Genomic DNA, 24,813 nt, shown 5'->3' on the forward strand with positions numbered 1-24,813 from the left:
GTCTGCCTTACCCGCCCTCAGCGCTTACCGCCTGGATGCCGGTGACGACTTCCATATCGGCGGTCAGTTCGTCCGAAGTTACCACGGTGAAGCGGCCATCGCTCTGCCCGGTGACAACTTCTATGGCGCGCAATGTGCCGTCGGCCTCCACCACGTGGACACGCTGGCGGCTGCCGACACCGATTGATGCTTCGTCATTTTCTTCGAGGCCGAATTCGGGGTCGCTGAACACTCCGCCGCTTTCCTCTTCCTCTTCAGGATTGAAACGCAGCGCGCTGTTGGGCACCAGCAATTGCGTGCCCGTGCTCCGCGTCGCAATCGTCGCGGTCGCGGTCATGCCTGGGCGCAGCAATCCGTCGTCATTGCCGACAATCAGCCGCGCTTCATAGCTGACGACCTGTTGGCCTGCCGCCTGTTGCTGGCCGACCGTGGCGATATTGTTGGAGGCAAGATCGACCCGATCGACTGTCGCAGGGAAGCGGCGGCCGGGATAGGCATCGACGGTGAAGGTCGCTGCCTGTCCGGCCTCAACCTGGCCCACATCGGCCTCATCCAGATTGACCCGCAGCTGCATCGTCGCAAGGTCTTCGGCGAGCACGAACAGCGTCGGCGTGTTGAAACTGGCCACCACGGTCTGACCCGGCTCGATCTGCCGTGCGAGCACGACGCCGGACACGGGCGAGCGGATTGTCGCGCGGCCACGGCTGACCTGCGAAGAGCTCAACTGCGCCTGCGCGGCGGCGACATTGGCCTGTGCCGCGGCAACCGCGGCGCGGCCACGGTTCACAGCGGCGCGGGCCTGATCGATCTCGGCTGCAGAGGGTACGCGGCCATCCGAAATGCGCTGCACTTCGAGCAGGCGGTTGAGCTGCGCCAGATCGCCATCAAGCGTCGCCTGCGCCTGCCCGACCTGCGCGCGCGCGGCGTTGAGGTTCGCCTGACCCTGCCGGATCTGGTCGTCGATAATTTCGGTATTGATGATCGCCAGCACCTGCCCGCGCTCGACGCGGTCGTTGACGTCCACCAGCACGCGGTCCACCCGGCCCGAAATTTCGGAGCCGACTTCCACCTGGTTGGTCGGGCGCAGACTGCCCGTGGCTGTCACCGAGAGATCGAGCGAACGCTCTTCCACTTCGGCAGTGATGTAATTGGGCTGCTGCTCCCCGCCCGAGAAGGCGATGGCGGCACCAACCAGGGCGAGAATGATGATCGCCAGCAGCCACCAGCGTTTGCGCTTGTACCACTTCTTCGGCTTTGCGCTGTCGAGATAGTCGGCGATATCGTTGCCGTCATTGGCGATGGCGGTGTCACTCGTGCTCATTCGGCATTCCCGTCAGTGGGCTGGGCGGACGCACCGGCCAGCGGAAAATCGTAATCTGCAGCGTTCCAGCCGCCGCCCAGAGCCTGCGTCAGGCGGACAAAGGCCACCGCGCGGTCGGCTTGGGCTGCCACGAGCTGGTTCTGCGCGGACAGCAGCTGGTTTTCGGCAGAAAGAACGTTGCGGAAATCGGTCAGCCCCGCCTGGTACTGGCTGCGCGCGAGCAGCGCGGACATATCGGCGGCATCCAGCGCTTCCTCGTTCAGCGCCACCCGCTCGTTCGCGGTGCGTTGGTCGACCGCGGCGGTCTCCACATCTTCCAGCGCGTTGAGAATCGCCTGCTCCCACGAGGCGAGCGAGGCGCGGGCGCCTGCTTCAGCACTGTCGACCTGCGCCTGCGCGCGGCCGCCGTCGAAGAGCAACTGGCTGAATCCGGCGAACAAGTTGCCGGTGATCACATCGAAAATGCTGCCAAGCGGATTTGAACCGGTGCCAATCGACCCGGTCAGCCGCACCAGCGGGAGCAGTTGCGCGCGGGCAATGCCGATGCGGGCACTGCTGGAAATGAGCGTCGCTTCCGCTGCACGCACATCGGGGCGGCGGCGCAGCACATCGGCGGGCGCGGCAAAGCCGTTGAGCGAAGGGGGCGTGGGCACAGGAGCCGCACTGCTGGCGAGAATGGCATCGAGCACGCGGCCGGGAGGCTCTCCGATCAATGTCGAAATGGCATTGGCAGTGCCTGTCAGGCTGGCTTCAAGCGCGGGAATCTGTGCCGCCGTTTGCGCCCGCTGCGCGCGGGCCTGCTCGACATCCAGGCTGCTCACCAGACCCGCCTGGTTGCGCCAGCGGGCGATTTGCAGATTGTCGTCCTGATAGGCCAGCGTCTCGCGCGTCAGCCGCAACTGCTGCGCAGTGGCGCGGGCGTTGATCGTGGCGATAGCGACTTGCCCGACAATCAGCCGCTGGAGGTCGGCGAGCGAATATCCGGCGCTCGCCAGATCGGCCTCGGCAGCGCGCACTCCGCCCGAAATCTGGCCGAACAAGTCAAGCTCCCACGCCGCATCGGCGCCGATATTGAAGCGCAGATCCTCGTTCGAGAGATTACCCGCGCTGGTGGATACACCGCCACTGCCGCTCACGCTGGGCAAATAGCCCGCGCGCGCTTGCACGAGGGATGCCCGCGCCTGATCGAGCCGCGCGGCGCTGACAGCAAGATCGCGGTTTTCGAGAATCGCCTGCTCGACAAATTCATTGATCAGCGGATCGCCGAGCAGCGTCCAGTATTCGGTGATATCGGCGGTGATCGGCGCGGGATCGCTCTGCGCCCAGCTTTCCGGCACGGCGATAGCAGGCGCAGGTACCTCCACCGCGCGCGGCGTGGCGCAGGCGGCCAGCGCCAGCAGGGCAGGGGCGAGCAGCAAGGGCCGCGCCACTGTGCCTGATCGAACCATGTGTGAAAGCCCCCTGATATTGCGTCCCTTCCCGTGCTTAGCGCGTGTTGGGCGATGCTCCAACCGCGACTTACCCAGAGCCTGTCGTGCCCGCCAAGCCGTGGATTTTCAGCAACAAAGCTGCCGTGTCGCCCCCGACAGCGCCAGTCCCTCTTCCACCAAGCGCCGACATTTATCGACCAAACTGTATTGCCCGATTAATACGCCAGTGTCGCAATTTACGCCGGAATGCAAATAGGCGGTTGCTTTGCATAGCGGAAATGGGGAGAACGCGCGTCCGAACAATGTGTGCGCGAGCACGCGCCTTGTGGCTGGCGGAGGGGGTTTCGCACACAGGGCTGAATGGTCCGGTTAGCGTGGAGTGTACCGGATGTTCCCCCAGATAAGCGGGTTTGAGTTCGAACGGACTATGCGTGCCCTAGCCAGACTGATTGCCGTATCAGGGTGCCTTGCGCTCTCTGCCGGGCTGAGCGCGCAGGAGCGGCAGGAATTGCCGCCGGTGTATGGCCCCGTTGCAGGCCCGGTCTATGGCCCGACCGCCGCGCAGCCTGCTCCCGCACACGGGGGAACCCCGGCGGCGATCCCCGATCCGCTCGATCTCGCGGCGCGCATTGCTGCGAACACCCATCCGCTGGTGGATGCGGCAGAAGCCGAATCGACCGCCCTTGACGCCGAATTGCGAGGGGCCCGCTTCCGCCGCTATCCCAGCGTCTCGGTCGAGGCACTGCTGGCTACCGAAGGATCATCCTTCGCCGATCAGGACGGGTTTGCGCTCAATGCCACGCTCGAACAGCCGCTGTGGACCGCAGGGCGGATCAATAACGAGATTGACCGCGCGCGCGCCTCCTCGCGTGTCGGACGCGACCGGATCGACGAGGCCGAGCGCGATATCGTGCTGCGGGTCGTCTCCGCCTATTACGATTACGTGCTGGCAGCCGAACGGGTCACTGTGCTCGAAGCGAGCCTTGTCGAACATAATGAGCTGCTCGCCGCGATTGGCAGGCGGGTGGCGCAGGAAGTTTCGCCGCGCTCCGATTACACGCTGGGCCTGTCGCGCACCGCGCAGGTCGAGCTTGACCTCGCCAGCACGATGGAAGCACGCGACACCGCGCTGATCCGGCTGACCGAGCTGACCGGCGGCGTGGCAGTCGATCCGCAATTGCCGCCGCCCGGTGTCTCTCGCTCGCTCCCGGCAGAGGAAGTCGCGCTGGCCGATGCGCTCGGCTGCAGCCCCAGCCTCGCGGCGCTGACCAATCTCATCACCGTTGCCGAAGAGCAGCGCGATATCGCCTATTCCAGCCTGTGGCCGCAATTGCTGCTGCAAGTCTCGCAGAACGAGATCACCGGCACCCGTGCCGCCGTGGTACTGCGCGCGCAGCTTGGCCCGGGCAATGCGCAATTGCGCGCGGTGGAAGCGGGCGATGCGCGGATCACCCGCGCGCTTGCCGACTTTGCCGAGACCGAGCGGGTGCTGCGCGAGCAGCTCCGCCGTGACTATGTGCTGGTCCGCGCTGCCGAGCGGCGGATCGAAGCGGGCGTGCTTGCCACCGATGCTGCGGACGAGATCATCGCCAGTTATCAGCGGCAATTCATCGCCGGGCGGCGCAGCTGGCTGGACGTGATGAACGCGGTGCGCGAAGCGGCCAATGCACGGCTGTCGGAAAGCGACGCGCGGGTCAGCGCGGCGGCGGCCACGGCGCGCATTCTGGCGCTGTCCTGCCGTTGGCAACCCGAAGCGGGAGGCGAACGGCCATGAGCGACGGCACCGCCGAAACCGCCATCCGCAATTTCGCCCGCGCCACTGGCAAGCCGCTGGCGCCGCAATGGAACGCGGAATTGCAGGGGGAATTTCTGCCCGACGGCGTCGATGCGCTGGCCGCTTTGCTCGGCCGGATCGGCTGGCAGCCCGCACGCCGCATCACCGGACGGCCGCGGCCCGACCAGTTTCCGCTGATCGTCCATGATCCGGTGGTTGGCTGGGCGGTGGTGCGGCAGTGGGACGGAGAGGACGTCATGTCGCTGGTGGGCGAACGCGGCGTGCTGCCGTTCGACCACGAACAGACCTTCTTCACCGTAAACATTCCCGATCCGCTGGCCAAGGATGCGGGCGGCGCGGCGGCAGTTTTCTGGCGCGCAATCAAGCGTCGCAAGCAGCCGCTTGTGATGGCTGGCCTTGCTACCGTTTTCGCCAACCTGCTGACGCTCGCGACCTCGCTTTACTCGATGCAGCTGTATGACCGCGTGATCCCGCTGGCGAGCTACGACACGCTCATTGTGCTCACCGCCGGTGTTGCCTTCGCGCTGCTGCTCGATCTGGTGTTGCGGAGCCTTCGCGCGCTGCTGATCGAGCGCGAGGCGCAGGATATCGATGCCGAAGTCAGCGAGTTTTTCTTCGCGCGCGCGCAGGCCATCCGCCTCGATGCGCGCCCGCCGGGGATCGGCACGATGGCGAGCCAGCTGCGCGGACAGGAACAGGTGCGGCAGGTGATGTCCTCGGGCTCGCTGTTCATGCTCGCTGACCTGCCGTTCGCGATCTTCTTCATCGTCGTCATCGCGATGATCGGCGGCAAGCTGGCGCTGGTGCCCATTCTCAGCCTGCCGATTGCCATGCTGCTGGCGTTCATCCTCAGCCGGATCATCCGCAACGGCACCGACCGCGCGCAGGTGAGCGGCAACCGCAAGAACGGGATGCAGGTCGAATCGCTCGACGCGACCGAAACGATCAAGGCCAATCGCGGCGGCTGGTTCATGATGGGCCGCTGGAACCGGCTGGTGCGCGAAATCCACCATTACGAATTGCCGGTGAAGAAGGCTTCCTCGGTCGCCGGTTCGCTGTTCTCGACGCTGCAACAGACCGCCTATGTCGTAATCATGGGCTGGGGTGCGTTCCTTGCTTCACAGGGCGAAATCACCACCGGCGCGCTGCTGGCCTGTTCGATCATCGCCGGGCGCATCAACGGCCCGCTGGTGGCGCAGCTGCCCAATCTGATCGTGCAGTGGGGTTATGCGAAGTCTTCCTTGAAAGCGCTCGATTCGATCATGGCGCTGCCGCTTGATGCGTCAAGCGGCGCGGGCGCCTTGCGGCCCGACCATTTGCAGGGCGGTTACGCGTTGAAAGATGTCGTTTTCGGCTATGCCGGGGCGCAGCGCGCGGCCTTGCAGATCGAAGCGCTCACAATCGAACCGGGCGAAAAGGTCGCTGTGATCGGCGGAATCGGTTCGGGCAAATCGACGCTCATCAAGCTGCTGAGCGGCCTTTACCAGCCGCAACAGGGCAGCGTGCTGCTCGCTAATCTTGATCTGGGGCAGGTGGCGGAAGACATTGCCCGCAAGCATATCGGTTACGTTACGCAGGACGCGCGGCTGATCAACGGCACTTTGCGCGACAATCTGTCGATGGGCATTGGCGATGTCACCGATGAAGAGATCATGGAAGTCGCCCGCCGCACGCGGCTCGACGCGATGATCGCCGCGCAGCAGGACGGGCTGAGCCTGCAAATCCAGGAAGGCGGCCGCGGGCTTTCAGGCGGGCAGCGCGCGATGGTGGGTATCAACCGGCTGCTGCTGTCCGAACCCAGGATATGGCTGCTCGACGAGCCGACCGCTGCCCTGGACGAGGCGACCGAGGCCGCCGCGCTGGGCGCGATCTTCGCGCAGCTGGACGGCACATCGATCCTTGTCATGGTGACGCACAAGATGAAGCTGCTCGAACGGTTCGACCGGATCATCGTGATGGCGAACGGGCAGATTACCAAGGACGGTTCCACCGAAAGCTTCAAACAGGAATTGCAGGCGCGCGCGGCGCAGGCCGGAACGCCGCAAAAGCGTCCGGCGCAAACCGAAGGCACGATCACCGCATCGGTCAAAGGCAGGAAAATGTCATGAGCCGTTTTCGTCCCTCGCACTGGATCATCCTGACCATTGCGGTCTGCGTGGCGGGCTTTGTCGCCTGGTCGCAATGGGCCGAGCTCGATCAGGTGACCCGCGCGCCGGGCCGCGTGGTGCCCTTCGCCCGCGTGCAGGTGGTGCAGAGCGAGGAAGGCGGATCGATCTCGCGCATTCTGGTGCGGGAGGGCGATTATGTCGAAGCGGGGCAATTGCTGGTTGAGCTGGACACGGTGCAGCTGACCGCAGGCGTTGCCGAAGCGCGGGGGCGTGTGGCAGCGCTCGAAAGCCGGATGGCGCGGATCGATGCGGAACTGTTCGACAAGCCGCTGAGCTTTCCTGCCAGCCTCAACGATTTTCCCGAATTCACCGCCAACCAGCGCCAGCTTTACGAACGCCGCCGCGCGGCGCTGGTATCCGAAACCGCATCGCTGCGGGGCATGGCGGATTTGCAGCAGGAAGAACTCGATCTGAATATGCCGCTGCTTGAAACGGGCGATGTCGCGCGCTCCGAAATCATCCGGATGCAGCGCGCGATTGTCGAGACCGAGGGGCGCATTTCCAATATCCGCGCGCAATATATCCGCGATCTGCAAACCGAATTCGCGCAGACCGAAGAAGAGCTGGTCGCCGCGCAGCAATTGCTCACCCAGCGGCAGGACAGCTTGCGCGGGGCGTCGCTGACCGCGCCGACCGATGGGATTGTGAAGAACGTCCGCTTCACCACCGTGGGCGGCGTACTGCGCCCCGGCGACGAGGTGCTGCAAATCGTGCCGACGGGCGAACGGCTGATCGTCGAGGCGCAGGTGCCGCCGCGCGATATTGCCTTTGTCTCGCTGGGCCAGCGCGCGCGGGTGAATTTCGACGCCTATGACAGCGCCGTCTATGGCAGCGGCGATGGCGAAGTGGTGTTCATCAGCCCCGATACTTTGTCAGAGGAAGGATCGGACGGCACGGTCAACATCTATTACCGCGTCAATCTGGAAGTCGACACCGCCACCATGCGCCCGCGCAACGAAGGCGAACGGATCGATCTGCAACCCGGCATGACCGCCACCGCGGAAATCCTGACGGGTAGCCAGACGGTTTGGGAATATCTGACCAAGCCGCTGCTCAAAACCACACGGCAATCGATGCAGGAGCGTTAACGCGCGGCGTAGCTGGTGAGTTGCGCCGCCCAATACTCCGCTCCGCGCCGTTCAGCCTCCTCTGGCGGAATGGTCGCAACCGCCTCCACCAGCCGCGCCAGATTGTCGGGCGTCAAAGCAGCCAGCGGCTCCACATACACGCCGATCGTGAACACGATCGCGCCCGTTTGCGGCAGGCGTCGCAGGGTCTGCCGCTCGCTGCGCACGAACAATGTCTCGCCCGCATTCTCCGCCGTCACGCCCGCAAAAGTGACCGATGGCGGCTCGGTATCGATCCAGCGCAGTGCAGGCGTCGGCGCGACGAACCAGTTGCAGCGCCCGAAAATCCGCCCCGGCTTGAGCGAGGCCATAAAATGATCGACCCCGCTCGCCAATTGTTCGGCATAGCCGTGGATTGGCTTGTGCAAACCGATCAGCGGCTGGCCCATTTTGTCCGCCGGATGCCAGTCGGTGGGAAAGGCCACCGCCGCGCCCGCCAGCCGGTAAACACCCGCAGCATCGGGCATAAGCAGGCACATATCTTCCCATGCCGCGCGCGCCGCGCCTTCCAGTCCGTCGGAACTGCCAAACATTGCCGCTAGCTCCGCCGCCGCATTCTGCGCGCAGGCCATCACCTGCACGCTTTCGGGATACGCATCGAACGCCGCCGCGCGCGCGGCCAGATCAGGCTCATCCTGCAACCACTCGCTTTCGGAGAGCGCCGCCAGCCCCATCCGCAAGGCCCCGCCGCCGCGCGCTTTGGGGAGCAGCGCGTTGACGCCAAAGCCGAGGCGCGGCTCAGTCTGCGCTGTCATCGCTGGTTACATCGCGCACAAAGCGGCTGATGTCTTCGAGCACCGGAGCCTTGTCGCGGAAGGGGCGGGAGATAGCGGTAATGATTTCGATATGGTCGATTTCTGCATAGGCCACCATCTTCGCCTCCACCCCCGCAGCCGTGAGCCGCGCGCGCAAAGCTTCGGAATTGCGCGGTTTGACCGTGGTGTCGATATCGCCCGTCAGCAGCAGCGCGGGCGGAGCGGTTTCGTCGGCATATGTGACGGGCTGCGTTTCCAGCGGCGCGGGCCATTGGCTGAAGGCGGCGATGGTTGAGTCGGTATCGAAGGGGTAGAAGTCATACGGCCCCGCCAGCCCGACAAAGCCCGCCACCGCCGCACGGTCTTCCCCCAGCCATTGCGGATCATGCGCCAGCATCGCGCCATTATACGCGCCCGCCGAATGCCCGCCGATGACGATCCGTTCCGCGTCGCCGCCATAGCGGGCGATATTGCCGCGCACCCAGCGGAAGGCCGCCGCGCTATCCTCGACAAAGCCGGGGAAGCGGACTTCGGGGACGAGGCGGTAATCGGCAATCACGACGACAAATCCCTGCGCTGCCAATGCGCGGCCGAGCCAGCTATAGCCGCTGCGTGTCCCGCTGTTCCAGCTGCCGCCGTAGAGCCAGAAGAGCACGGGCCGCATAGTGTCTGGCCCTTCGGTCGGCGCGTAAATGTCCAGCTTCTGCAACGGATGCTCGCCATAGGCGATGCCTTCCGCAATCAGCGCCCCGCCCGCATCCTTCGGCACGAAGGTGTCGAATGTGCGCAGGCGGTCGTAATAGAAGGCCGAACCAATGGCGACCATGGCGATAAGCGGCAGAGCGAGTATGTAGCGCATCGCCCGTGCTTTCGTTGAGGGGAAGGGCGAGGTCAATAGGCCCTTCGCCGCCCACTTCCCAACCGGCACCCCATCGCCTATCTCGGCTGCATGATCGCATTCTCCGGCTTCTTCGCCATCTGTCTTATCGCCGTGCTGTTCTTCCCGCAGACGAAGTTCGGGAAACTGTGCCATGAAGAGCTGGTGGAGCGTCCGGTCGAAATGCTGGGCCGTTTCCGTTCGCATCACCTGCTTTATGCGATCATCCTGATTCCCGTCCTATTCGCAGGCGGGGAATTCATTGTACTGCTCGGCCCGGAGTTTTTTACCGCCTATGCGATGGAACTTGCGATCTATTTTGACGCTGTAGCGGTCACGTTGCTGGCGAGTGCTTATGCCAGCGCAAAGGCCATGGCATCCCGCTTCGCCTATGTTTTGCTCTTACCCATGCGACGTGTTCGTTCCCGCGCCAGGCGCACCGCGCATGGTTCGCGCCCTGAAAGACCAGCAGCGAATGACGATGACCGACCGGCCCCTGCGCTAAAGGCTGCCTGATCGCCATGCGCGACGCCCCTCTTGCAGGCCTCAAAGTCGTCGAACTTGCGCGCATTCTTGCCGGGCCATGGGCAGGGCAGGTGCTCGCCGATCTGGGGGCACAGGTCATCAAGGTCGAAAGCCCCGAAGGCGACGATACACGCAAATGGGGGCCGCCCTTTATCGAGCGGGAGGACGGCAGCAGTGACGCCGCCTATTTCCACGCCGCCAACCGGGGCAAATCCTCGATCATCGCCGACTTTTCCGATGCGGACGATCTGGCGCGGGTAAAGGCTTTGATTGCCGATGCCGATGTGGTGATCGAGAATTTCAAGGTGGGCGGGCTCGCCAAATTCGGGCTCGACTATGCCAGCCTTGCGGAAGCAAACCCGCGCCTTGTCTATTGCTCTATCACCGGTTTCGGGCAGGACGGCCCCTATGCCGCGCGTGCGGGATATGACTTTATCATCCAGGGCATGAGCGGGATTATGGATTTGACCGGCGAGCCCGATGGCGCGCCGCAGAAGATCGGCGTTGCCTATGCCGATATCATGACCGGGCTTTACGCGGTGATCGGCATTCAGGCGGCCCTGCGCCAGCGCGAGGTGACGGGGCGCGGGCAGTTGGTGGATATGGCGCTGTTCGATGTGATGACGGGGACGCTTGCCAACCAGGCGATGAACTATCTGGCGAGCGGTCGCGATCCCAAGCGTTTGGGCAATGCCCATCCCAATATCGCGCCTTATGAGGCGTTTCAGGCCAAGGATGGCTGGTTGATCGTGGCGGTGGGGAATGACCGGCAGTTCGAGCGGTTCTGCGCGGTGATCGATCTGCCCCTGCGCAGCGAGTGGCGCACAAATGCGGCGCGGGTGAATGATCGCTCGACCCTGTCGGCAGCGGTATCGCAGCAGATTGCCGAGTGGGGGCGTGATGAATTGCTGGCAGAGCTGGAGGCCGTGGGCGTGCCCGCCGGGCCGATCAACACGGTAGCGCAGGCGCTTGCAGATCCGCAGATTGCAGCGCGCGGCATGGTCGCGGAGTTGGAGGAGGGCATTCGCGGCCTGCGCACGCCGATCCGTTTTTCGGATGCGGATTTGGCGTTGGGCAAAGCCTCGCCCGCTCTAGCAAAGAAGGACAGCTGATCCGGCCAGCGTCAACGCACGCAACGTGCAAAGAAAAAAGGCCGGAGGATTGCTCCTCCGGCCCTTTTCTCATGCCATTGGCTGGCAGTGATTACATGCCCGAACCCGGGCCGTAGGTCACTTCCACGCGGCGGTTCTGCAGTTCGCGCACACCGTCTGCGGTGGGAACGCGGTTCTGCGATTCGCCGAAGGCTTCGCTCATGATGCGAGCAGCCGGGATGCCGCGACCGGTGAGGTACTGCTGCACAGCGGCGTTACGACGCTGCGAGAGGCCAACGTTGTACTGCGCCGAACCCGAGCGGTCAGCGTGACCGGCGAGCATGACGCGGGCCGTGCCGCAGTTGCTGTAGGCGCTGACAGCGCTGTTGAGCACGTTGGCGGCTTCCGGAGTGATCGTCGACTGATCCCAATCGAAGAACACGATATACGGGCCGGTTTCGCACGGCTGAACCGTCGGCTGCGGCGGCTGCACCGGACGCGGTGCCGGTGCCGGGGCCGGAGCGGGGATCGGACGCTCGACAATCGGCGGCGGGGTCGGAGCGGGCTCGTCACCACCAAGGAAGAAGCGGATACCGATCGAGCCGAGGTGCTGGACGGGATCGGTTTCCAGCGTTGCGGGAAGCAGGATGTTGTCCAGAGCGGCTTCGTCGAACAGGCGGCGATACTTGTATTCCGCGAACAGTTCGGTGTTCTCGCCCAGATTGCCCGACAGGCCGACGATGCCCTGATAAGCGAAGGTGGTGTCGGCGTCGTTGACGATTGCCACGCCGCCCGGCGCATAGTCGACATCGATCGCGTAGATACCAGCGCCAGCGCCGATATAGGGCGAAACCGAACCAAGGTCGAAATCATACAGGATGTTGAGGAACGCGCCGATGCTTTCCACATCGCCGGTTGCGTCTGCAAGCAGCTCACCAACCGAGGTGCCGGTGAAGGCGCCGCGGGTCAGGATGTTGGCATCGGGATCTTCGATGAGCACACCGCCGATGCGCAGATCACGGTGATATTCGAGATCGTAGGCCACATAGCTGCCTTCGAGTTCGACGCGCAGACCGCCGTCAAAAGCGTAACCGATCTGGCCGCCGATGTTCCAGCCGAGATCGGCATTGGTTTCGAACGAATAGCCGGTGCCACTGGGGATCGCCGGATAAGCGCCGATCGTGGTGGCATCGATATCTGCCGTGGTGACGCCATTGTTGGTGACGTTTTCAGCAGTGGCAACGCCGCCGCTGATGGCAATATACGGGTCTGCATGGGCAACACCCGGTACGGCAAGCGCCACTACGGACGCCGAGAGCAGTAGTTTCCTCATTATGTTTCCTTCACTTGTCACGCAGCTGGTCTTTAGCCGCGCTATACCATCGCAATCGCCTTAATGCCCTATCGTTCCGCAACTGCGAAGTAAAATTTTTGTTCACTTTGCGCACTGTTGCAGATTTGTCGCAGTTTTGTCGGGTAAATAAGCCTAGAAAGCGGAGATTCCGGTAATCGCCCGCCCAAGAATCAGGGCGTGCACGTCATGTGTGCCTTCATAAGTGTTCACGGTTTCGAGATTCGCCATATGGCGCATCACCTGGTATTCGCCGGAAATACCGTTGCCGCCATGCATATCGCGCGCGGTGCGCGCCATGGCGAGCGCCTTGCCAACATTGTTGCGTTTGACCACGCTGATCATCTCCGGCGCGAACTTGCCTTCATCCATCAGTCGCCCGACGCGCAGGGAGCCTTGCAGGCCGAGCGCGATTTCACTCGCCATATCGGCCAGCTTGAGTTGGTAGAGCTGCTTGCTGGCGAGCGGCACACCGAACTGGTGGCGATCAAGGCCATATTGCCGCGCGGCGTGATAGCAGAATTCGGCCGCACCCATGCTGCCCCACGAAATGCCGTAGCGCGCACGGTTGAGGCAGCCGAACGGGCCTTTCATGCCTTCGACATCGGGGAGCAGTGCATCGGCGGGCAGCTTCACCTCGTCCATCTGGATCATGCCGGTGGTGCTGGCGCGCAAAGAGAGCTTGCCGCGGATTTTCGGCGCTTCCAGCCCCGCCATGCCCTTTTCGAGCACGAAACCGCGCACCTTGCCGCCATGCGCTTCGGACTTCGCCCAGACGACGAAGACATCGGCGAAAGGCGCGTTGGAAATCCACGTTTTCGCGCCGGAGATCGAATAGCCGTCACCATCCTTTTTGGCATAGGTGCGCATTCCGGCGGGGTCGGAACCGGCATCGGGCTCGGTCAGGCCGAAGCAGCCGATCAGCTCGCCGCTGGCAAGGCCGGGCAGATATTTGCGCCGCTGTTCGTCCGAGCCATAGGCGTGGATCGGATACATCACGAGGCTCGACTGCACGCTCGCCATCGAGCGGTATCCGCTGTCCACCCGCTCGATTTCGCGCGCAACGAGGCCGTAGGCGACATAGCTTGCGCCCGATCCGCCGAATTCCTCCGGGATCGTCACGCCGAGCAGGCCAGCCTGCCCCATCAGCGGGAACAGTTCGGGGGTGTCGGCTTCTTCAGCATAGGCATCGATGACACGCGGCTGCAGCTCGCTCTGCGCAAAGCCGTGCGCTGCGTCGCGCACCATGCGTTCTTCCTCGGTCAGCTGATCGTCGAGGTTGAAGGGGTCGGCCCAATCGAAGGGAACCATACCGGCCATAAAACTAGTCTCCTTTGAAACCGCCTGTAGGTTTTCCCGTCGGCAGGAGCAAGGCGGGATATTGGGCGAGATATGGTCTGTTGTTCCGGCTTTGCAGGCGGTCAGAGCTTGCCGAAGCGCGCCTCGTATCCCGCCAGATCGTCTGCCGCGAGCAGCTTGGCCTGCGCCACCCAGTCATCCCGCCTGATGCGGCCTTCGAAACGGCCGAGAGTTGCATCCACACGGTCGATATCGGCATCGCTCCACGCGGCGATCTGGGCGAAGCTGGTGACGCCCTGTTCGGCAAGCAGCGTGACGAGCTTCGGCCCGACCCCTTTGATGCGGCGCAGGTCGTCTGCGCTTGGCGGTGCGGTGGGTGCGGGCGGCGGCGCAGGCGTTGGTGCGGGGGCCATTTCCGCAATCGCTTCGCGCGCGGGAACGGCCGCGCCGGCTTCGGCATCGGCAACGGCAGGCGCGGCAGCAACCTTATCCGAATTGGCCGTTGCCGAAAGCGGGCCGGGGGAGGATGAAGGCGCGTCCCTTACTACCGCAGCGGGCGCGTCGATCAGCGCCTGGTTGCGCTTGGCGCCACCGGTTTCCTCCGGCTTGTCTTCGATCTCGACCCGCGTCTTGCGGTTCGCGCTGAAAATCCACCAGGCGATAATCACGCCCAGCACAAAGGCGGCGAGCACCAGATACCAGTATTCTGCGAGCAATTCAGGCATGGTCATGTCCTGCTTGTATGAATGTCAGCCGCGCGCCCAGATGACCCAGCCAAGGCCCAGCCCCATCGCATAAGCGACCAGCATCAGCACCAGCACTTCCATCCAGATCGGCATGGTTAGTCCTTTAGAGGCAGGGCGGGCGGCTGCGCAACCGTGTCCGCACCCTATCAGCGCGGCGCCGGGGTATCGACCGGTGTGGGAACAATCGGCTGCGTGGCGAGCACCGAAAACTCGATCCGCCGGTTGGCCGGATCGCCCGGTGGCAGGCCCTCGACCGGCGTCCGCGAGCCGACACCGCGCGCACGCAGTCCGTCTGCGGGAATGCCGCGCCGGATCAGTGCCGCACGCACCGCGACCGCGCGCTCGGTCGACAATGCGATATTGCCCGGTTCGGGACCCGAATTGTCGGTATGGCCGGTGATCTGGATAATCGCGCCGAGACACGGGCGCAGCGCGCTCGCCACCTCGTCGATCAGTTCGGCACTCGCGATATCGAGCCTGCTGGAGCTTTCCTCGAAGCGGATCGTTCGTGCGCGCAGCAATGCCTGCACGTCTTCCTGACAATGCAGCGGCTGGTATTGCGCGCTGCCCCCTTCGGCGATCATGTCGCCATCGGCCCAGCGTATGCCCGCCGTGCCAGGGATGGCCGCAACCGCCTTCGCGATATCGGCGCGCGCTTGTTCGCTGAGCTCTTCTGCACCCGTCAGGATCGGGTGGCGGCTGGGGCTGCCCCAGGGCGAGACATAGCGCGCCCGCACTTGCTCGCCGCCACCTGCCGCAGCTATCGCCGCCGGAGCCTGCGCTTCCAGCCGCGCGGCAAAGCCTACCGCGCTCGCCCCCGCCACAAAGCGGGCGAGCACAAAGATGGCGAATGCGCCAAGCGCGATGGCGATAAGCGGGCGGCGGAAAAAGGACATGGCATTGTCCTTAGCCATGCCCCCCACCATTCGTCGAGTCAGCGTTGGTCGAGCGAATCTGCCAGCGCGACCAGTTGCAGGAATTCCTCGCGCCAGAAGCCGTCCTGATTGCCCGCCAGCCGGGCCACATCGGCGAAGGAGTAATCGCCCATCAGCGCATCGCCGCGGAGCAATTGGCCATAGGCGGCGACCGCGCTGGCAAAGGCCATATCGCCCCGCGCGCGTCCGGCGCGGGTCAGCATGGTTGCAGGCAGCGGATGTTCGATCAGGCGCGAGCTGTCCTCGCCCGGCAATTTGTAGCGCAATTGCACAAAGGCCATTTCGTCGAGCATATTCTGCGGCACTTCGAGCTGGTCGGCGTAGCGGCGCGGACGGATCCAGCCGTCTGCGCCTGCGGGCACGATCTCGTAAATCGCCGTTACCTGATGGCTCGCCCCGATTTCGCCCGCATCGACCGCGTCATTGTCGAAATCCTCTTCGCGCAGCGCGCGGTTTTCGTAGCCGATGAGGCGGTATTGCGAGACCAGGGCGGGATTGAATTCGACCTGGATCTTCACGTCATGCGCGATGGTGAAGAGGGTCGATTCCATCTCTTCGGACAGCACTTTCTGTGCTTCCATCGCGCTGTCGATATAGGCGTAATTGCCGTTCCCGTGATTGGCGATCTGCTCCATCAGCGCTTCGTTGAAATTGCCCGTGCCGAAGCCCAGCGTGGTGAGCGTAATGCCCGAATCGCGCTCCCTTTCGATCAGCTCGACCAGCGCATCGCGGCTGGTGGTGCCAACATTGAAATCGCCATCGGTGGCAAGGATCACGCGGTTGATCCCGTCCTCGATAAAGCTGGAACGCGCGACATCGTAGGCGAGCTGAATGCCTGCTCCCCCGGCGGTCGAGCCGCCGGCTTGCAGATTGTTGATCGCGCGGCGGATTGCGGCGGCGTCATTTGTCGGCTCCAACACCAGACCGGCGGCCCCTGCGTAGACGACGATGGAGACGCGGTCCTGCTCCTGCAACTCGCCCGCCAGCTGCCGCATCGCGGCCTGCACCAGCGGCAGTTTGTCGGCGCTGCCCATGCTGCCCGAAACATCAAGCAGGAAGACAAGATTGGCGGGCGGACGCTCGTCGCGCGGCAGATCATATCCGCGCAGGCCAATGCGCAGCAGGCGGGTGTCCGGATTCCACGGCGTCACCGCCATATCGGTGGTGACCGAGAAAGGCTGCAACGGGTCTTCGGGCAGCGGGTAATCATAGCGGAAATAATTGATCATTTCCTCGGTCCGCACGGCGGCGGCTGGCGGCAATTGCCCGCTATTGAGAAAACGCCGGGCATTGGCATAGGCGCCGGTATCGACATCGACCGAGAAGGTGCTGACCGGCTCGTAAAGCGAAAGGCGAACGGGCGCGACTTCCTCGCCAGCATATTGCTCACGGCTCGGCTGCGTCGGCACGCGCACGCCGGGGACGACGTGGTAGCGCCCGCGTTCAACGATCGGGTCGGTGTCGGGATCGGTGGCGGCGGGGGGAGCAATGTCGCCAATCATTTCTGGTGCCCGCATCCGCGAGCCTGTCAGAAGAATGGTATCGGCGTTCTCGTAGGAACCCTGTGCGGGCAGGGGAGGCGGTGGAGGGGGCGGAGCGGGCGGCGGAGGAGGAGCCGGAGCGACAACTGGAGGCGGAACCGAGCTTGTCGTCTCTTCGCTATCGCCAGCGGCTGTCTGGCATCCCGCCAGCGCCATCACCAGCACCACAGCCGTCGCGCTTCCTGCAATTCTCCGCATCAGTCCCTCCTGCGTTGCATTCGCGGTGCAAGATCAGGGGCGGGCGGTGAACCGCTTGTGAATATGGCTCAGACAGCTGGCGGCGGATTGGCGGGAATGTCCAGCGCGGTGCTCTTCTTGAACAAGATCTTGTCTTCCGGGCCAAAGCCGCGTTTCCAGATCACATAGCCATAGGTGGCAAGGATCGCGGGAATGCCGAAAGCCAGCTCCACCCATTCGGGCAGCAGGATTACCACTTGACCCACCAGCACCGCCGCGCCCGTCGCCCAGACCAGCGCGAGGCGCAGATTGCCCACCGGCGCCTTGAGCAGGGTCTTGAGCATATGCGCCTTCACCACGCTCGACAGGCCCAGCGCCAGCAGCAGCGCCATCGCTGCGCCCGCCGCCATATAGCCTTCGTCGAGTTTCAGGTGCTCCACCAGCATGATGAGCCCTACGGACAGGAGCGCCTGCACCGCGATCACGCCGGTGGAAATCGCCAGATTGCGCTTCTTGGCGATGTAGACGAGCACGCCTTCGGACACGACCGCCATGCTCGCCACCGCCTCCGCGATCAGCAGCAGCGCCAGCGCGCCCGTCCCGCCGACAATCGCCGGACCGCCAAGCCCCATCACCGCCTGCCCCGGTATCGCCAGTGCCAGTGCGATCCCCAATTGCAGCGCGATGATCCAGAAGCCGACCTGCCGCACTTGGCTTGCAATCGCGGCCATGTTGCCGGTCTTCAAATTCTTGGTGATAACGGGGGACAGCACCGGCTCAAAACTGGTTTTCAGCTTTTGCGGCAGGCTGGCGATTTCCTTGGCGAAGTAATAAATGCCCACCGCCGTTTCGGAGGTGAACAGGCCGAGCAGGAAGACATCGATCAGCCGCGTTCCGCGCTCGATCACATCGGCTCCCGCGAGCGGGAAAGCGCGGCTCATCAACCCGCACAAATATTTGGGTCGCGGTCGCCAGCCCTTGGGCAGGCCATAGCTTTTGAGGAAGGGCCAGGCGGCGGTCAGCAGAGCGGCATAGACCGCCGCGAGATAGGCCAGCGCCACCCCACCATCGTTAAGCGCAGGGATAAAGAAGAACGCCGCCACCGCGATCGAGCGCGTCCACGGCTCGACAATGGCGCGGGCGCGCACCGTGGTGGCAATGTCGAATTTGTACGCCTGCGCGGCGAGCAGGATCTCGGTCAGCGCGAAAGCGGGGATCGCGGCGATGATGAGGATGTCATACGGCCCGCTCATCCCGTTGGGGAAGATCGGGTAGGGGAACATCACCAGCACCGCCACGACCAGCGCGGAGATCGCCAGCGAGGCGAGAATGCCGTCGAAGACGATATTGGCGGGCCGCTCGCCATCATCCTCGATCCCGTGGGTCAGGCGGTGCGCGAGCCCGCGCTTTTCGCCGAGTGCGCAGATCAGCGCGAACAGCTCCACCACCACCACGGCAGAGGCAAAGCGGCCCATTTCCTCCACGCCATACAGCCGGTAGCCGATGAAGAGGAACGGTATGCCGCCCAAGAGCCGCAGCAGAAAGCCGAGCGTGTTCGTGCGCCCGCCTTTGACGAGCGCGGTCATATCCTCGTGATGATCGGCCGAGGTGCCGCTGTGTTTCGGGCTATCGCTCAAGCGGTGAGGCCCTCTGCCTTGAGCGGGCGGGCGAGAAGTTCGGCCACCACATCCTTCGCGGGACGCCCGGCGAGCAGGTGGTTGACCGCTTCGACAATCGGCATCTGCACGCCGTGCTGCTGCGCAATCGTGGCGAGGATCGGCGCGGTATGCGCGCCTTCGGCCACGGTGCGCTTATCCGCCAACGCCTCCTCGGCGCTCATCCCTTCACCCAGCGCCTTGCCGAGCGAGAAATTGCGGCTGGAGGTAGAGGAGCAGGTGAGCACCAGATCGCCCAGACCGCACAGCCCGTTCAGCGTCTCCGCCTTGCCGCCCAGCGCCACGCCGAAGCGCAGCATTTCGGCAAAGCCGCGGGTGATGAGCGCGTTGCGGGCGTTCTGGCCGAGTTGCAGCCCCTCGACGACGCCGCAGGCAATCGCGAGCACATTCTTCACCGCGCCGCCGACTTCCGCGCCGACGACATCGTCCGAGTAGTAGGGGCGCAAATGCGGACGCGCGATGGCGGGGCTCAACCGCTCCCATTGCGCCGCGCCGCCGCTGCATGCGAGCGTCACAGCGCAAGGCAGGCCGGCGGCGACTTCATGCGCGAAGGTGGGGCCGGAGAGGACGGCAATGTCGCTGGCAGGCGCAATCGCGTGGGCGACATCGTGCATCATCCGTCCGGTGCTCGCCTCGATGCCCTTGGCGCAGAGCACAAGGTCTTGGGGGAAGGCGGAGAGCTTCGCCAGCGTTGTGCCCATATGCTGCGCCGGGGTGACGATCAGCAGCGCGTCGCAATCGGCCATCTCGGCCAGATCGCCGGTCGCATGGATGCTCGCGGCGAGGTCGGCAGACGGCAGGTAAAGATCATTGCGGCGGGTCGCATTGATCCGTTCGGCCAGCCCGTCTTCGAGTGCCCAGAGCTTCACCGCGCGCCCGTCGCTCGCCAGCGCCTGCGCCAGTGCCGTGCCCCAAGCGCCCGCTCCGATGACTCCAATCATGCCTTAACTCCTGCTCCGCGCACGGCTTCCGCATCGGGATCGAGCGGCCATCGCGGGCGCGCTTGCAAATCGAGCGGGTCGGCGGGAAATCCTTCGCGCAGCCGCTCGATACCAGCCCAAGCGATCATCGCGGCATTGTCCGTGCACAGAGCGAGCGGCGGGGCGGTAAAGGCGAGGCCGTGCTCGCGCGCAAGCTGCTCCAGCCCGCTGCGGATCGTCTGGTTCGCCGCGACGCCGCCAGCGACCACCAGTGCGGTGACGGGCTGCATGGTTTTCAGCGCCTTGCGGGTGCGGTCGAGAATGCAATCGAGTGCGGCTTGCTGGAAGGATGCGGCGATGTCGGCGTCGGAATACAATAAACGCCGCTCATTCTGAGCTTGTCGAAGGATCGCTTTTTCTTCTGGCGTCGCATCAGAAGTGAAGGACGATGCTTCGACAGGCTCAGCATGAGCGGGGTTGGGATGCTGCGCTTCTTTCGCCCGCAACACCGCACTTTTCAGCCCGGCGAAACTGAAATGCGGTTCCTTGCTCCCTTTCATCGGGCGCGGCAGGTCGACCGCCGCAGCATCACCCTGCATCGCCAGCCGCTCTACCGCAGGCCCGCCCGGATAGCCGAGGCCCAGAATCTTCGCAGTCTTGTCAAACGCCTCGCCCAAAGCATCGTCGATCGTGGTGGCGAGGCGCTGGTATTTGCCTACGCCTTCGACGCGCAAGATCTGGCAATGCCCGCCGCTCACCAGCAGCAGCGCGTAGGGAAAGGTGAGCGCGGCATCGGCCAAACGCGGGCTTAATGCGTGGCCTTCCAGATGGTTGATCGCCATCAATGGCGTATCGCTCGCCATCGCCAAGGCCTTCGCGGTGACCAGTCCGACCATCACGCCGCCGATCAGCCCCGGCCCGGCGGTCGCGGCAATCGCGTCGCAATCCGCAAGGGTCACATCCGCCTCGCGCAGAACCTTGTCCACCAGCGGAGCCAGCCGCTCGGCATGGGCGCGCGCGGCGATTTCCGGCACGACTCCGCCATAAGGCGCGTGTTCGGCCTCTTGGCTGGCAATCGCCTGCGCCAGAATGCGCCTGTCTCCCGTCACCAGAGCGGCGGCGGTTTCGTCGCACGAGCTTTCTATGCCAAGCACCAGTGTCATCGCGCTTCCCCTTAGCCGATGGGGCCGCTAGGGCAAGCAAACCCATGACCCAGACCCCGCTCCTCAAACTCGGCACCCGCAATTCCCCGCTCGCCATGGCGCAGGCGCACGAGACCCGCGCACGGCTCTGCGCCGCACATGGTTGGGACGAAAGCGCGGTGGAATTGGTTGAAGTGCTGGCGAGCGGCGACAAGGTGCTTGATCGCCCGCTGGCCGATATCGGCGGCAAGGCGCTGTGGACCAAAGAGCTCGACGGCTGGCTGGCGGAAGGGCTGATCGATGCCTCGGTGCATTCGCTGAAGGATGTCGAAACGATCCGGCCCGACATTTTCACGCTCGCCGCCATTTTGCCGCGCGCGGACAAACGGGATAGGTTGATTGGTGCGGACAGCATCGCGGATTTGGCCGAGGGCGCCGTTGTCGGAACGAGCGCGCCGCGTCGTGCAGCCCAACTGCTGCACGCTCGGCCTGACTGCAAAGTCGTCACCTTTCGCGGCAATGTCGCCACGCGATTGGGCAAGCTGAAAGCGGGAGAGGCGGATGCGACTTTTCTTGCCTCTGCCGGGCTTGAGCGGTTGGGGCAGGATGCGGTTGGCGTGGCGCTCGATGAAAACGACTGGCTGCCCGCGCCGTCGCAAGGGGCCATCGCCATCGAATGCCGCGCCGATGATGCGAAAGTGCGCGAATGGCTCGCACCGCTCGACCATGCGCCGAGCCGGGCTGAAGTGCTGGCCGAACGCGCGTTGCTGCTGGCGCTGGGGGGCAATTGCCATTCGCCGATTGCCGTCCTTTGCACGCATGAAGCTTGCGAACTGACGATGCGCGCCGCGATTTACAGCGCCGACGGTGCCGAGAAGGTCGAGGGCGAAGCGCGTTTTGCTGCCGATGATCTTGAGGCAGCGAAGGCCTTGGGCCGCGACCTGCTGGCCCGCGCCACTCCGGCGATCCGCGCCGTGTTTGACGCGCCCGCATGATCTTCGTCATCCGGCCCGAACCCGGATTGCAATCGACGCTCGCCGCCGCGCGTGAACTGGGACTGGCGGTGATCGGCAGGCCCCTGTTCGATGTGGTGCCTTTGCGCTGGGATGCGCCAGCAGCTAACAGTTTTGACGGCCTGCTGATCGGCAGCGCCAATGCCATCCGCCATAGCGGGGATGCGCTAGAAGAGTTCAAGCTCCTGCCGGTCTACGCCGTTGGTGAAGCGACGGCGGAAACGGCGAGAGAAGCGGGCTTCACCGTCGCCGAAACGGGCTCCGGCGGCTTGCAGGGCTTGCTGGACAGCTTACAGCCACCGCTCAAACTCCTGCGATTGGCAGGGGCCGAGAATATTGCGCTCACACCGCCTCAAGGCATCAGCATCACCGAACGCGTGGTCTACGAAGTGCGCGCCATCCCGCTCACCGGCAGCGACGAAGTCAGCCTGCGCGCCGCCAAGCCATTGGTCTTGCTCCATTCCGCCGCTGCCGCGCGGCACTTCGCCAGCGAATGCACGCGGCGCGGGCTCGATAGGGAACGGATTTCGCTCGCCTGCATCGGCCCGCGTGTGGCCGACGCGGCGGGCGAGGGGTGGCGTCAGGTACGTGCCGCTCCACAGCCCGATGATGCGGCACTGTTGGCCTTGGCGCAAGAGATGTGGCAGTGATGTAAACTCTGACAGACCCATGGTGAGCCATTAAGGGGTTGCTCACCGGTCGCCATGCAGAAGGACGCGATGGAGCAGAATTTCGATTTCCCCACGTCGACAACGCGGCGGCAGCCATCCTTGTTGAAGCCGCTGGCGATCACCGCAGGCGCGGCGCTGGCGCTGGGTGCGGGCGGGATGTGGGCCATTTCGAACAGTGACGGGTTGGGCGATGTGTTCTCGGTGCGCAGCGAAACGCAAGCGCCGGTCGATGCTGCCAATGAGCCGGACGCGACCGGGCCGGAAGCAACCCCGTCTCCCACCGCCACCTCGCCCCAGGAAATCGCGCAGGAAGCGCGCGAGGCCGCCGAGCAGGTCGAGCAGGTGGTGGAAACGCAAGGGGGGCTCGACAGCCGGATTGCCGCGCTGGAGCAACGGCTTACGCGGCTCGATCTGCAATCGCAGGCTGCCGCTGGCAACGCCGCGCGGGCAGAGGCGCTGCTGATTGCCTTTGCCAGCCGGCGCGCGATCGAACGCGGTGCGCCCTTGGGCTATCTCGCCGACCAGCTCCGCCTGCGTTTTGGCGAGGATCGCCCCAATGCGGTGCAGACGATCATCAATGCCGCGCAGGATCCCGTCACGCTCGACCAGCTGATCGCGCAATTGTCCGGCCTCGCGCCCGAACTCGATTCCGCGCCGGCAGACGAAGGGGTGTTTACGCGTCTGGGGCGCGAATTGTCGGGGCTTTTCATTATCCGCCGTGACGATACGCCGTCACCGGTAGCCGAGAGGCGGCTCGAACGCGCGCGCCTGTTCCTCGAAAGCGGACGGATCGAGGCGGCAGTCTCCGAAATCCGCAATATGCCCAATGCGGTGATCGCTGCCGACTGGATCGAGGATGCTGAACGCTACGCGGCGGCGCAGCGGGCGCTGGAGACGCTGGAGACGGCGGCAGTGCTCGATCCGCGCGAATTGCGCGATGGCGAGGGCCGGGCGGTGGAACAGCGCAGCCCTGCCGGGAACGAGCGGCGGTAGGGTCTACCCCTTCAACAATTCCGGCACTTCGCCACTCACGCCGCGCGCCTCATCCATAAACCAGCGTTTCAGCGCAGGCGTACGTTGCACGCCCGCCATGCCGAGGCGGCGCACGGCACTGGCGGCTTTGCCGGGAATGCCGAACAGGCGGGTCAGCGTGTCGGTGGCGCCCATCACCATCAGCGAGTCGAGCGCGCGCCATTTCTCGTAGCGGGCGAGCAATTGCGCATCGCCGGGATCGAGGCCGATCCGCATTCCTTCCGCCAGCACTTCCACCAAAGTCCCGACATCGCGCAGGCCAAGGTTCAGCCCTTGGCCCGCAATCGGGTGCATTCCGTGCGCGGCATCGCCCACCAGCGCCAGTCGGTGGTCGATAATCTTGGCGGTGTGCTGGAAACCCAGCGGATAGGAGGACCGCTCGCCTTCAATGGTGATATTGCCGAGCACGCCGTGCATCCGCTTTTCCACCTCGTGATGGAATCCGCGCGGGCCGAGCGCGAGCACGCCCGCCGCATCCTTCTCGTCCACCGTCCACACCAGTGCCGAGCGGTGGCGGCCCTGATCGTCGTCGAGCAGCGGGAGCAGCGCGAAGGGCCCATCGGGATAGAAAATCTCCCACGCGACACCATCATGCGGCTTGCTGTGCGTCAGCCCGACAATGATCGCGCGGTGGCTGTAATCCCAATGCGCCATGGTGAAGCCCGCTTCCTCGCGCGTGGGGGAACCGCGTCCCTCCGCACCGACCAGCAGGCTCGCCTCCAGCACGGTGCCATCGGCGAGCGTCGCCGAAACGCCGTGCTCGCCGCGATGCCGCTCCACCACAGTGGCGTTGGAATGCCAGTTGATAAGCGGCTCGCCCCTGGCGGCTTCGAACAGGGCAAGGCGCAATTGCCGGTTCGCAAACATCCGGCCGAGCGTGCCTTCATGCTCTTCGGGCGTAAAATCGATCCGGCCGGGGCGCATCCCATCGGTGACCGCGATGCTTTCGATCTTGCAGCCAAATGGCTCCAGCGCACCGGCGATCCCGATATTGGTGAAGAGGTTCCAGCTCGCGGTCGAAATCGCCGAGGCGCGTCCGTCGAAGCCTTCCGCCAGCAGCTCTGCCGGATCGGCGCGGTCGACCACATGGCTGGAAATGCCCTTGCGGGCAGCGGCGAGGGCGAGGGTCATGCCGACCAGTCCGCCGCCAAGGATCAGGAGTTCTCGCTTGTCGCTCATCACTTGTGCACCTAGGTGTCTGGCCCGATGCAGGCAATAGTA

At 64.5% G+C, this 24,813-nt stretch carries 21 protein-coding genes; 8 read left to right on the plus strand and 13 right to left on the minus strand.

Translation table 11 applies throughout. From position 1 onward, the window contains the following. Positions 1-7 precede the first annotated feature (7 nt). Together ACS0VV_RS02630 and ACS0VV_RS02635 are read right to left on the minus strand one after the other, a co-directional pair. Entirely contained in the window at positions 8-1,321 is a 1,314-nt protein-coding gene (locus ACS0VV_RS02630) for an efflux RND transporter periplasmic adaptor subunit (protein ID WP_483531179.1), read from the minus strand. Next, entirely contained in the window at positions 1,318-2,769 is a 1,452-nt protein-coding gene (locus ACS0VV_RS02635) for an efflux transporter outer membrane subunit (RefSeq protein ID WP_483531180.1), read from the minus strand. The genes ACS0VV_RS02630 and ACS0VV_RS02635 overlap by 4 nt, the downstream gene beginning before the upstream one ends. Positions 2,770-3,178: 409 nt before the next feature. Between ACS0VV_RS02635 and ACS0VV_RS02640 the strand changes: the two genes are divergently transcribed. The 3 genes from ACS0VV_RS02640 to ACS0VV_RS02650 are packed head-to-tail and all read left to right on the plus strand — an operon-like array spanning position 3,179 to position 7,802. Next, the gene (locus tag ACS0VV_RS02640) at positions 3,179-4,525 is read left to right on the plus strand and encodes a TolC family protein (protein WP_483531181.1); all 1,347 of its coding nucleotides are present in this window, start codon (positions 3,179-3,181) and stop codon (positions 4,523-4,525) included. Beyond that, positions 4,522-6,654: an ATP-binding cassette domain-containing protein gene (locus ACS0VV_RS02645; RefSeq protein WP_483531182.1), complete on the plus strand. Its 2,133-nt coding sequence runs from the start codon at positions 4,522-4,524 to the stop codon at positions 6,652-6,654. Before ACS0VV_RS02640 ends, ACS0VV_RS02645 begins: the two co-directional genes overlap by 4 nt. Further along, positions 6,651-7,802: a beta-barrel domain-containing protein gene (locus tag ACS0VV_RS02650; protein WP_483531183.1), complete on the plus strand. Its 1,152-nt coding sequence runs from the start codon at positions 6,651-6,653 to the stop codon at positions 7,800-7,802. Before ACS0VV_RS02645 ends, ACS0VV_RS02650 begins: the two co-directional genes overlap by 4 nt. On the opposite strand, the gene ACS0VV_RS02655 is transcribed toward ACS0VV_RS02650, so the two are convergent. Both ACS0VV_RS02655 and ACS0VV_RS02660 read right to left on the minus strand, forming a co-directional pair. Then, entirely contained in the window at positions 7,799-8,596 is a 798-nt protein-coding gene (locus ACS0VV_RS02655; RefSeq protein ID WP_483531184.1) for a heme-dependent oxidative N-demethylase family protein, read from the minus strand. The genes ACS0VV_RS02650 and ACS0VV_RS02655 overlap by 4 nt on opposite strands. Beyond that, positions 8,580-9,455, minus strand: a complete 876-nt coding sequence (locus ACS0VV_RS02660) for an alpha/beta hydrolase (RefSeq protein ID WP_483531185.1) — start codon at positions 9,453-9,455, stop codon at positions 8,580-8,582. The genes ACS0VV_RS02655 and ACS0VV_RS02660 overlap by 17 nt, the downstream gene beginning before the upstream one ends. 90 nt (positions 9,456-9,545) lie before the next feature. On the opposite strand from ACS0VV_RS02660, the gene ACS0VV_RS02665 reads away from it, so the two are divergent. Beyond that, positions 9,546-9,989 (plus strand): hypothetical protein, encoded by a 444-nt coding sequence (locus tag ACS0VV_RS02665; protein WP_483531186.1) that lies wholly within the window; start codon positions 9,546-9,548, stop codon positions 9,987-9,989. A 5-nt stretch (positions 9,990-9,994) separates the two neighbouring features. Further along, positions 9,995-11,110: a CaiB/BaiF CoA transferase family protein gene (locus ACS0VV_RS02670; protein WP_483531187.1), complete on the plus strand. Its 1,116-nt coding sequence runs from the start codon at positions 9,995-9,997 to the stop codon at positions 11,108-11,110. Positions 11,111-11,201: 91 nt separating this feature from the next. Here the strand turns inward: ACS0VV_RS02670 and ACS0VV_RS02675 are convergent, their stop codons facing one another. The 8 genes from ACS0VV_RS02675 to tsaD all read right to left on the minus strand — a co-directional run bounded on the left by ACS0VV_RS02675 (position 11,202) and on the right by tsaD (position 20,897). Continuing rightward, complete coding sequence (locus ACS0VV_RS02675; RefSeq protein WP_483531188.1) at positions 11,202-12,422, minus strand: OmpA family protein; 1,221 nt, start codon at positions 12,420-12,422, stop codon at positions 11,202-11,204. A gap of 153 nt (positions 12,423-12,575) precedes the next feature. Beyond that, positions 12,576-13,760, minus strand: a complete 1,185-nt coding sequence (locus ACS0VV_RS02680) for an acyl-CoA dehydrogenase (protein ID WP_483531189.1) — start codon at positions 13,758-13,760, stop codon at positions 12,576-12,578. A 101-nt stretch (positions 13,761-13,861) separates the two neighbouring features. Continuing rightward, positions 13,862-14,464 (minus strand): helix-hairpin-helix domain-containing protein, encoded by a 603-nt coding sequence (locus tag ACS0VV_RS02685; protein ID WP_483531190.1) that lies wholly within the window; start codon positions 14,462-14,464, stop codon positions 13,862-13,864. Positions 14,465-14,631: 167 nt separating this feature from the next. After that, the gene (locus ACS0VV_RS02690) at positions 14,632-15,399 is read right to left on the minus strand and encodes an OmpA family protein (RefSeq protein WP_483531191.1); all 768 of its coding nucleotides are present in this window, start codon (positions 15,397-15,399) and stop codon (positions 14,632-14,634) included. Positions 15,400-15,419: 20 nt separating this feature from the next. Continuing rightward, a complete protein-coding gene (locus tag ACS0VV_RS02695; RefSeq protein ID WP_483531192.1) occupies positions 15,420-17,159 on the minus strand; it encodes a vWA domain-containing protein in 1,740 nt (579 codons plus the stop codon). 68 nt (positions 17,160-17,227) lie between these two features. After that, positions 17,228-18,775 (minus strand): lipopolysaccharide biosynthesis protein, encoded by a 1,548-nt coding sequence (locus tag ACS0VV_RS02700; protein WP_483531193.1) that lies wholly within the window; start codon positions 18,773-18,775, stop codon positions 17,228-17,230. Further along, positions 18,772-19,755, minus strand: coding sequence for an NAD(P)H-dependent glycerol-3-phosphate dehydrogenase (locus ACS0VV_RS02705; RefSeq protein ID WP_483531194.1), 984 nt, complete (start codon positions 19,753-19,755; stop codon positions 18,772-18,774). Before ACS0VV_RS02705 ends, ACS0VV_RS02700 begins: the two co-directional genes overlap by 4 nt. Further along, a complete protein-coding gene (tsaD, locus tag ACS0VV_RS02710) occupies positions 19,752-20,897 on the minus strand; it encodes a tRNA (adenosine(37)-N6)-threonylcarbamoyltransferase complex transferase subunit TsaD (protein WP_483531195.1) in 1,146 nt (381 codons plus the stop codon). The genes ACS0VV_RS02705 and tsaD overlap by 4 nt, the downstream gene beginning before the upstream one ends. A gap of 44 nt (positions 20,898-20,941) precedes the next feature. On the opposite strand from tsaD, the gene hemC reads away from it, so the two are divergent. Genes hemC through ACS0VV_RS02725 form a run of 3 tightly spaced genes read left to right on the plus strand, consistent with a single transcriptional unit; the run spans position 20,942 to position 23,553 of the window. Continuing rightward, complete coding sequence (gene hemC / locus ACS0VV_RS02715; protein ID WP_483531196.1) at positions 20,942-21,871, plus strand: hydroxymethylbilane synthase; 930 nt, start codon at positions 20,942-20,944, stop codon at positions 21,869-21,871. Beyond that, positions 21,868-22,539: a uroporphyrinogen-III synthase gene (locus ACS0VV_RS02720; RefSeq protein ID WP_483531197.1), complete on the plus strand. Its 672-nt coding sequence runs from the start codon at positions 21,868-21,870 to the stop codon at positions 22,537-22,539. The genes hemC and ACS0VV_RS02720 overlap by 4 nt, the downstream gene beginning before the upstream one ends. A gap of 54 nt (positions 22,540-22,593) precedes the next feature. Continuing rightward, complete coding sequence (locus tag ACS0VV_RS02725; protein ID WP_483531198.1) at positions 22,594-23,553, plus strand: hypothetical protein; 960 nt, start codon at positions 22,594-22,596, stop codon at positions 23,551-23,553. 3 nt (positions 23,554-23,556) lie between these two features. Here the strand turns inward: ACS0VV_RS02725 and ACS0VV_RS02730 are convergent, their stop codons facing one another. Continuing rightward, on the minus strand, positions 23,557-24,771 hold the full coding sequence (locus ACS0VV_RS02730) for an FAD-dependent monooxygenase (RefSeq protein ID WP_483531199.1): 1,215 nt from the start codon (positions 24,769-24,771) through the stop codon (positions 23,557-23,559). Positions 24,772-24,813: the final 42 nt, after the last annotated feature.

It is taken from the genome of Aurantiacibacter sp. KMU-128 (assembly GCF_056933515.1).

What these genes read in the sequence shown, in the direction of transcription:
- ACS0VV_RS02630 (WP_483531179.1), bottom strand. Translation starts at nt 1,321, where the DNA reads ATGAGCACGAGTGACACCGCCATCGCCAATGACGGCAACGATATCGCC.
- ACS0VV_RS02635 (WP_483531180.1), bottom strand. Translation starts at nt 2,769, where the DNA reads ATGGTTCGATCAGGCACAGTGGCGCGGCCCTTGCTGCTCGCCCCTGCC.
- ACS0VV_RS02640 (WP_483531181.1), top strand. Translation starts at nt 3,179, where the DNA reads ATGCGTGCCCTAGCCAGACTGATTGCCGTATCAGGGTGCCTTGCGCTC.
- ACS0VV_RS02645 (WP_483531182.1), top strand. Translation starts at nt 4,522, where the DNA reads ATGAGCGACGGCACCGCCGAAACCGCCATCCGCAATTTCGCCCGCGCC.
- ACS0VV_RS02650 (WP_483531183.1), top strand. Translation starts at nt 6,651, where the DNA reads ATGAGCCGTTTTCGTCCCTCGCACTGGATCATCCTGACCATTGCGGTC.
- ACS0VV_RS02655 (WP_483531184.1), bottom strand. Translation starts at nt 8,596, where the DNA reads ATGACAGCGCAGACTGAGCCGCGCCTCGGCTTTGGCGTCAACGCGCTG.
- ACS0VV_RS02660 (WP_483531185.1), bottom strand. Translation starts at nt 9,455, where the DNA reads ATGCGCTACATACTCGCTCTGCCGCTTATCGCCATGGTCGCCATTGGT.
- ACS0VV_RS02665 (WP_483531186.1), top strand. Translation starts at nt 9,546, where the DNA reads ATGATCGCATTCTCCGGCTTCTTCGCCATCTGTCTTATCGCCGTGCTG.
- ACS0VV_RS02670 (WP_483531187.1), top strand. Translation starts at nt 9,995, where the DNA reads ATGCGCGACGCCCCTCTTGCAGGCCTCAAAGTCGTCGAACTTGCGCGC.
- ACS0VV_RS02675 (WP_483531188.1), bottom strand. Translation starts at nt 12,422, where the DNA reads ATGAGGAAACTACTGCTCTCGGCGTCCGTAGTGGCGCTTGCCGTACCG.
- ACS0VV_RS02680 (WP_483531189.1), bottom strand. Translation starts at nt 13,760, where the DNA reads ATGGCCGGTATGGTTCCCTTCGATTGGGCCGACCCCTTCAACCTCGAC.
- ACS0VV_RS02685 (WP_483531190.1), bottom strand. Translation starts at nt 14,464, where the DNA reads ATGCCTGAATTGCTCGCAGAATACTGGTATCTGGTGCTCGCCGCCTTT.
- ACS0VV_RS02690 (WP_483531191.1), bottom strand. Translation starts at nt 15,399, where the DNA reads ATGGCTAAGGACAATGCCATGTCCTTTTTCCGCCGCCCGCTTATCGCC.
- ACS0VV_RS02695 (WP_483531192.1), bottom strand. Translation starts at nt 17,159, where the DNA reads ATGCGGAGAATTGCAGGAAGCGCGACGGCTGTGGTGCTGGTGATGGCG.
- ACS0VV_RS02705 (WP_483531194.1), bottom strand. Translation starts at nt 19,755, where the DNA reads ATGATTGGAGTCATCGGAGCGGGCGCTTGGGGCACGGCACTGGCGCAG.
- tsaD (WP_483531195.1), bottom strand. Translation starts at nt 20,897, where the DNA reads ATGACACTGGTGCTTGGCATAGAAAGCTCGTGCGACGAAACCGCCGCC.
- hemC (WP_483531196.1), top strand. Translation starts at nt 20,942, where the DNA reads ATGACCCAGACCCCGCTCCTCAAACTCGGCACCCGCAATTCCCCGCTC.
- ACS0VV_RS02720 (WP_483531197.1), top strand. Translation starts at nt 21,868, where the DNA reads ATGATCTTCGTCATCCGGCCCGAACCCGGATTGCAATCGACGCTCGCC.
- ACS0VV_RS02725 (WP_483531198.1), top strand. Translation starts at nt 22,594, where the DNA reads ATGCAGAAGGACGCGATGGAGCAGAATTTCGATTTCCCCACGTCGACA.
- ACS0VV_RS02730 (WP_483531199.1), bottom strand. Translation starts at nt 24,771, where the DNA reads ATGAGCGACAAGCGAGAACTCCTGATCCTTGGCGGCGGACTGGTCGGC.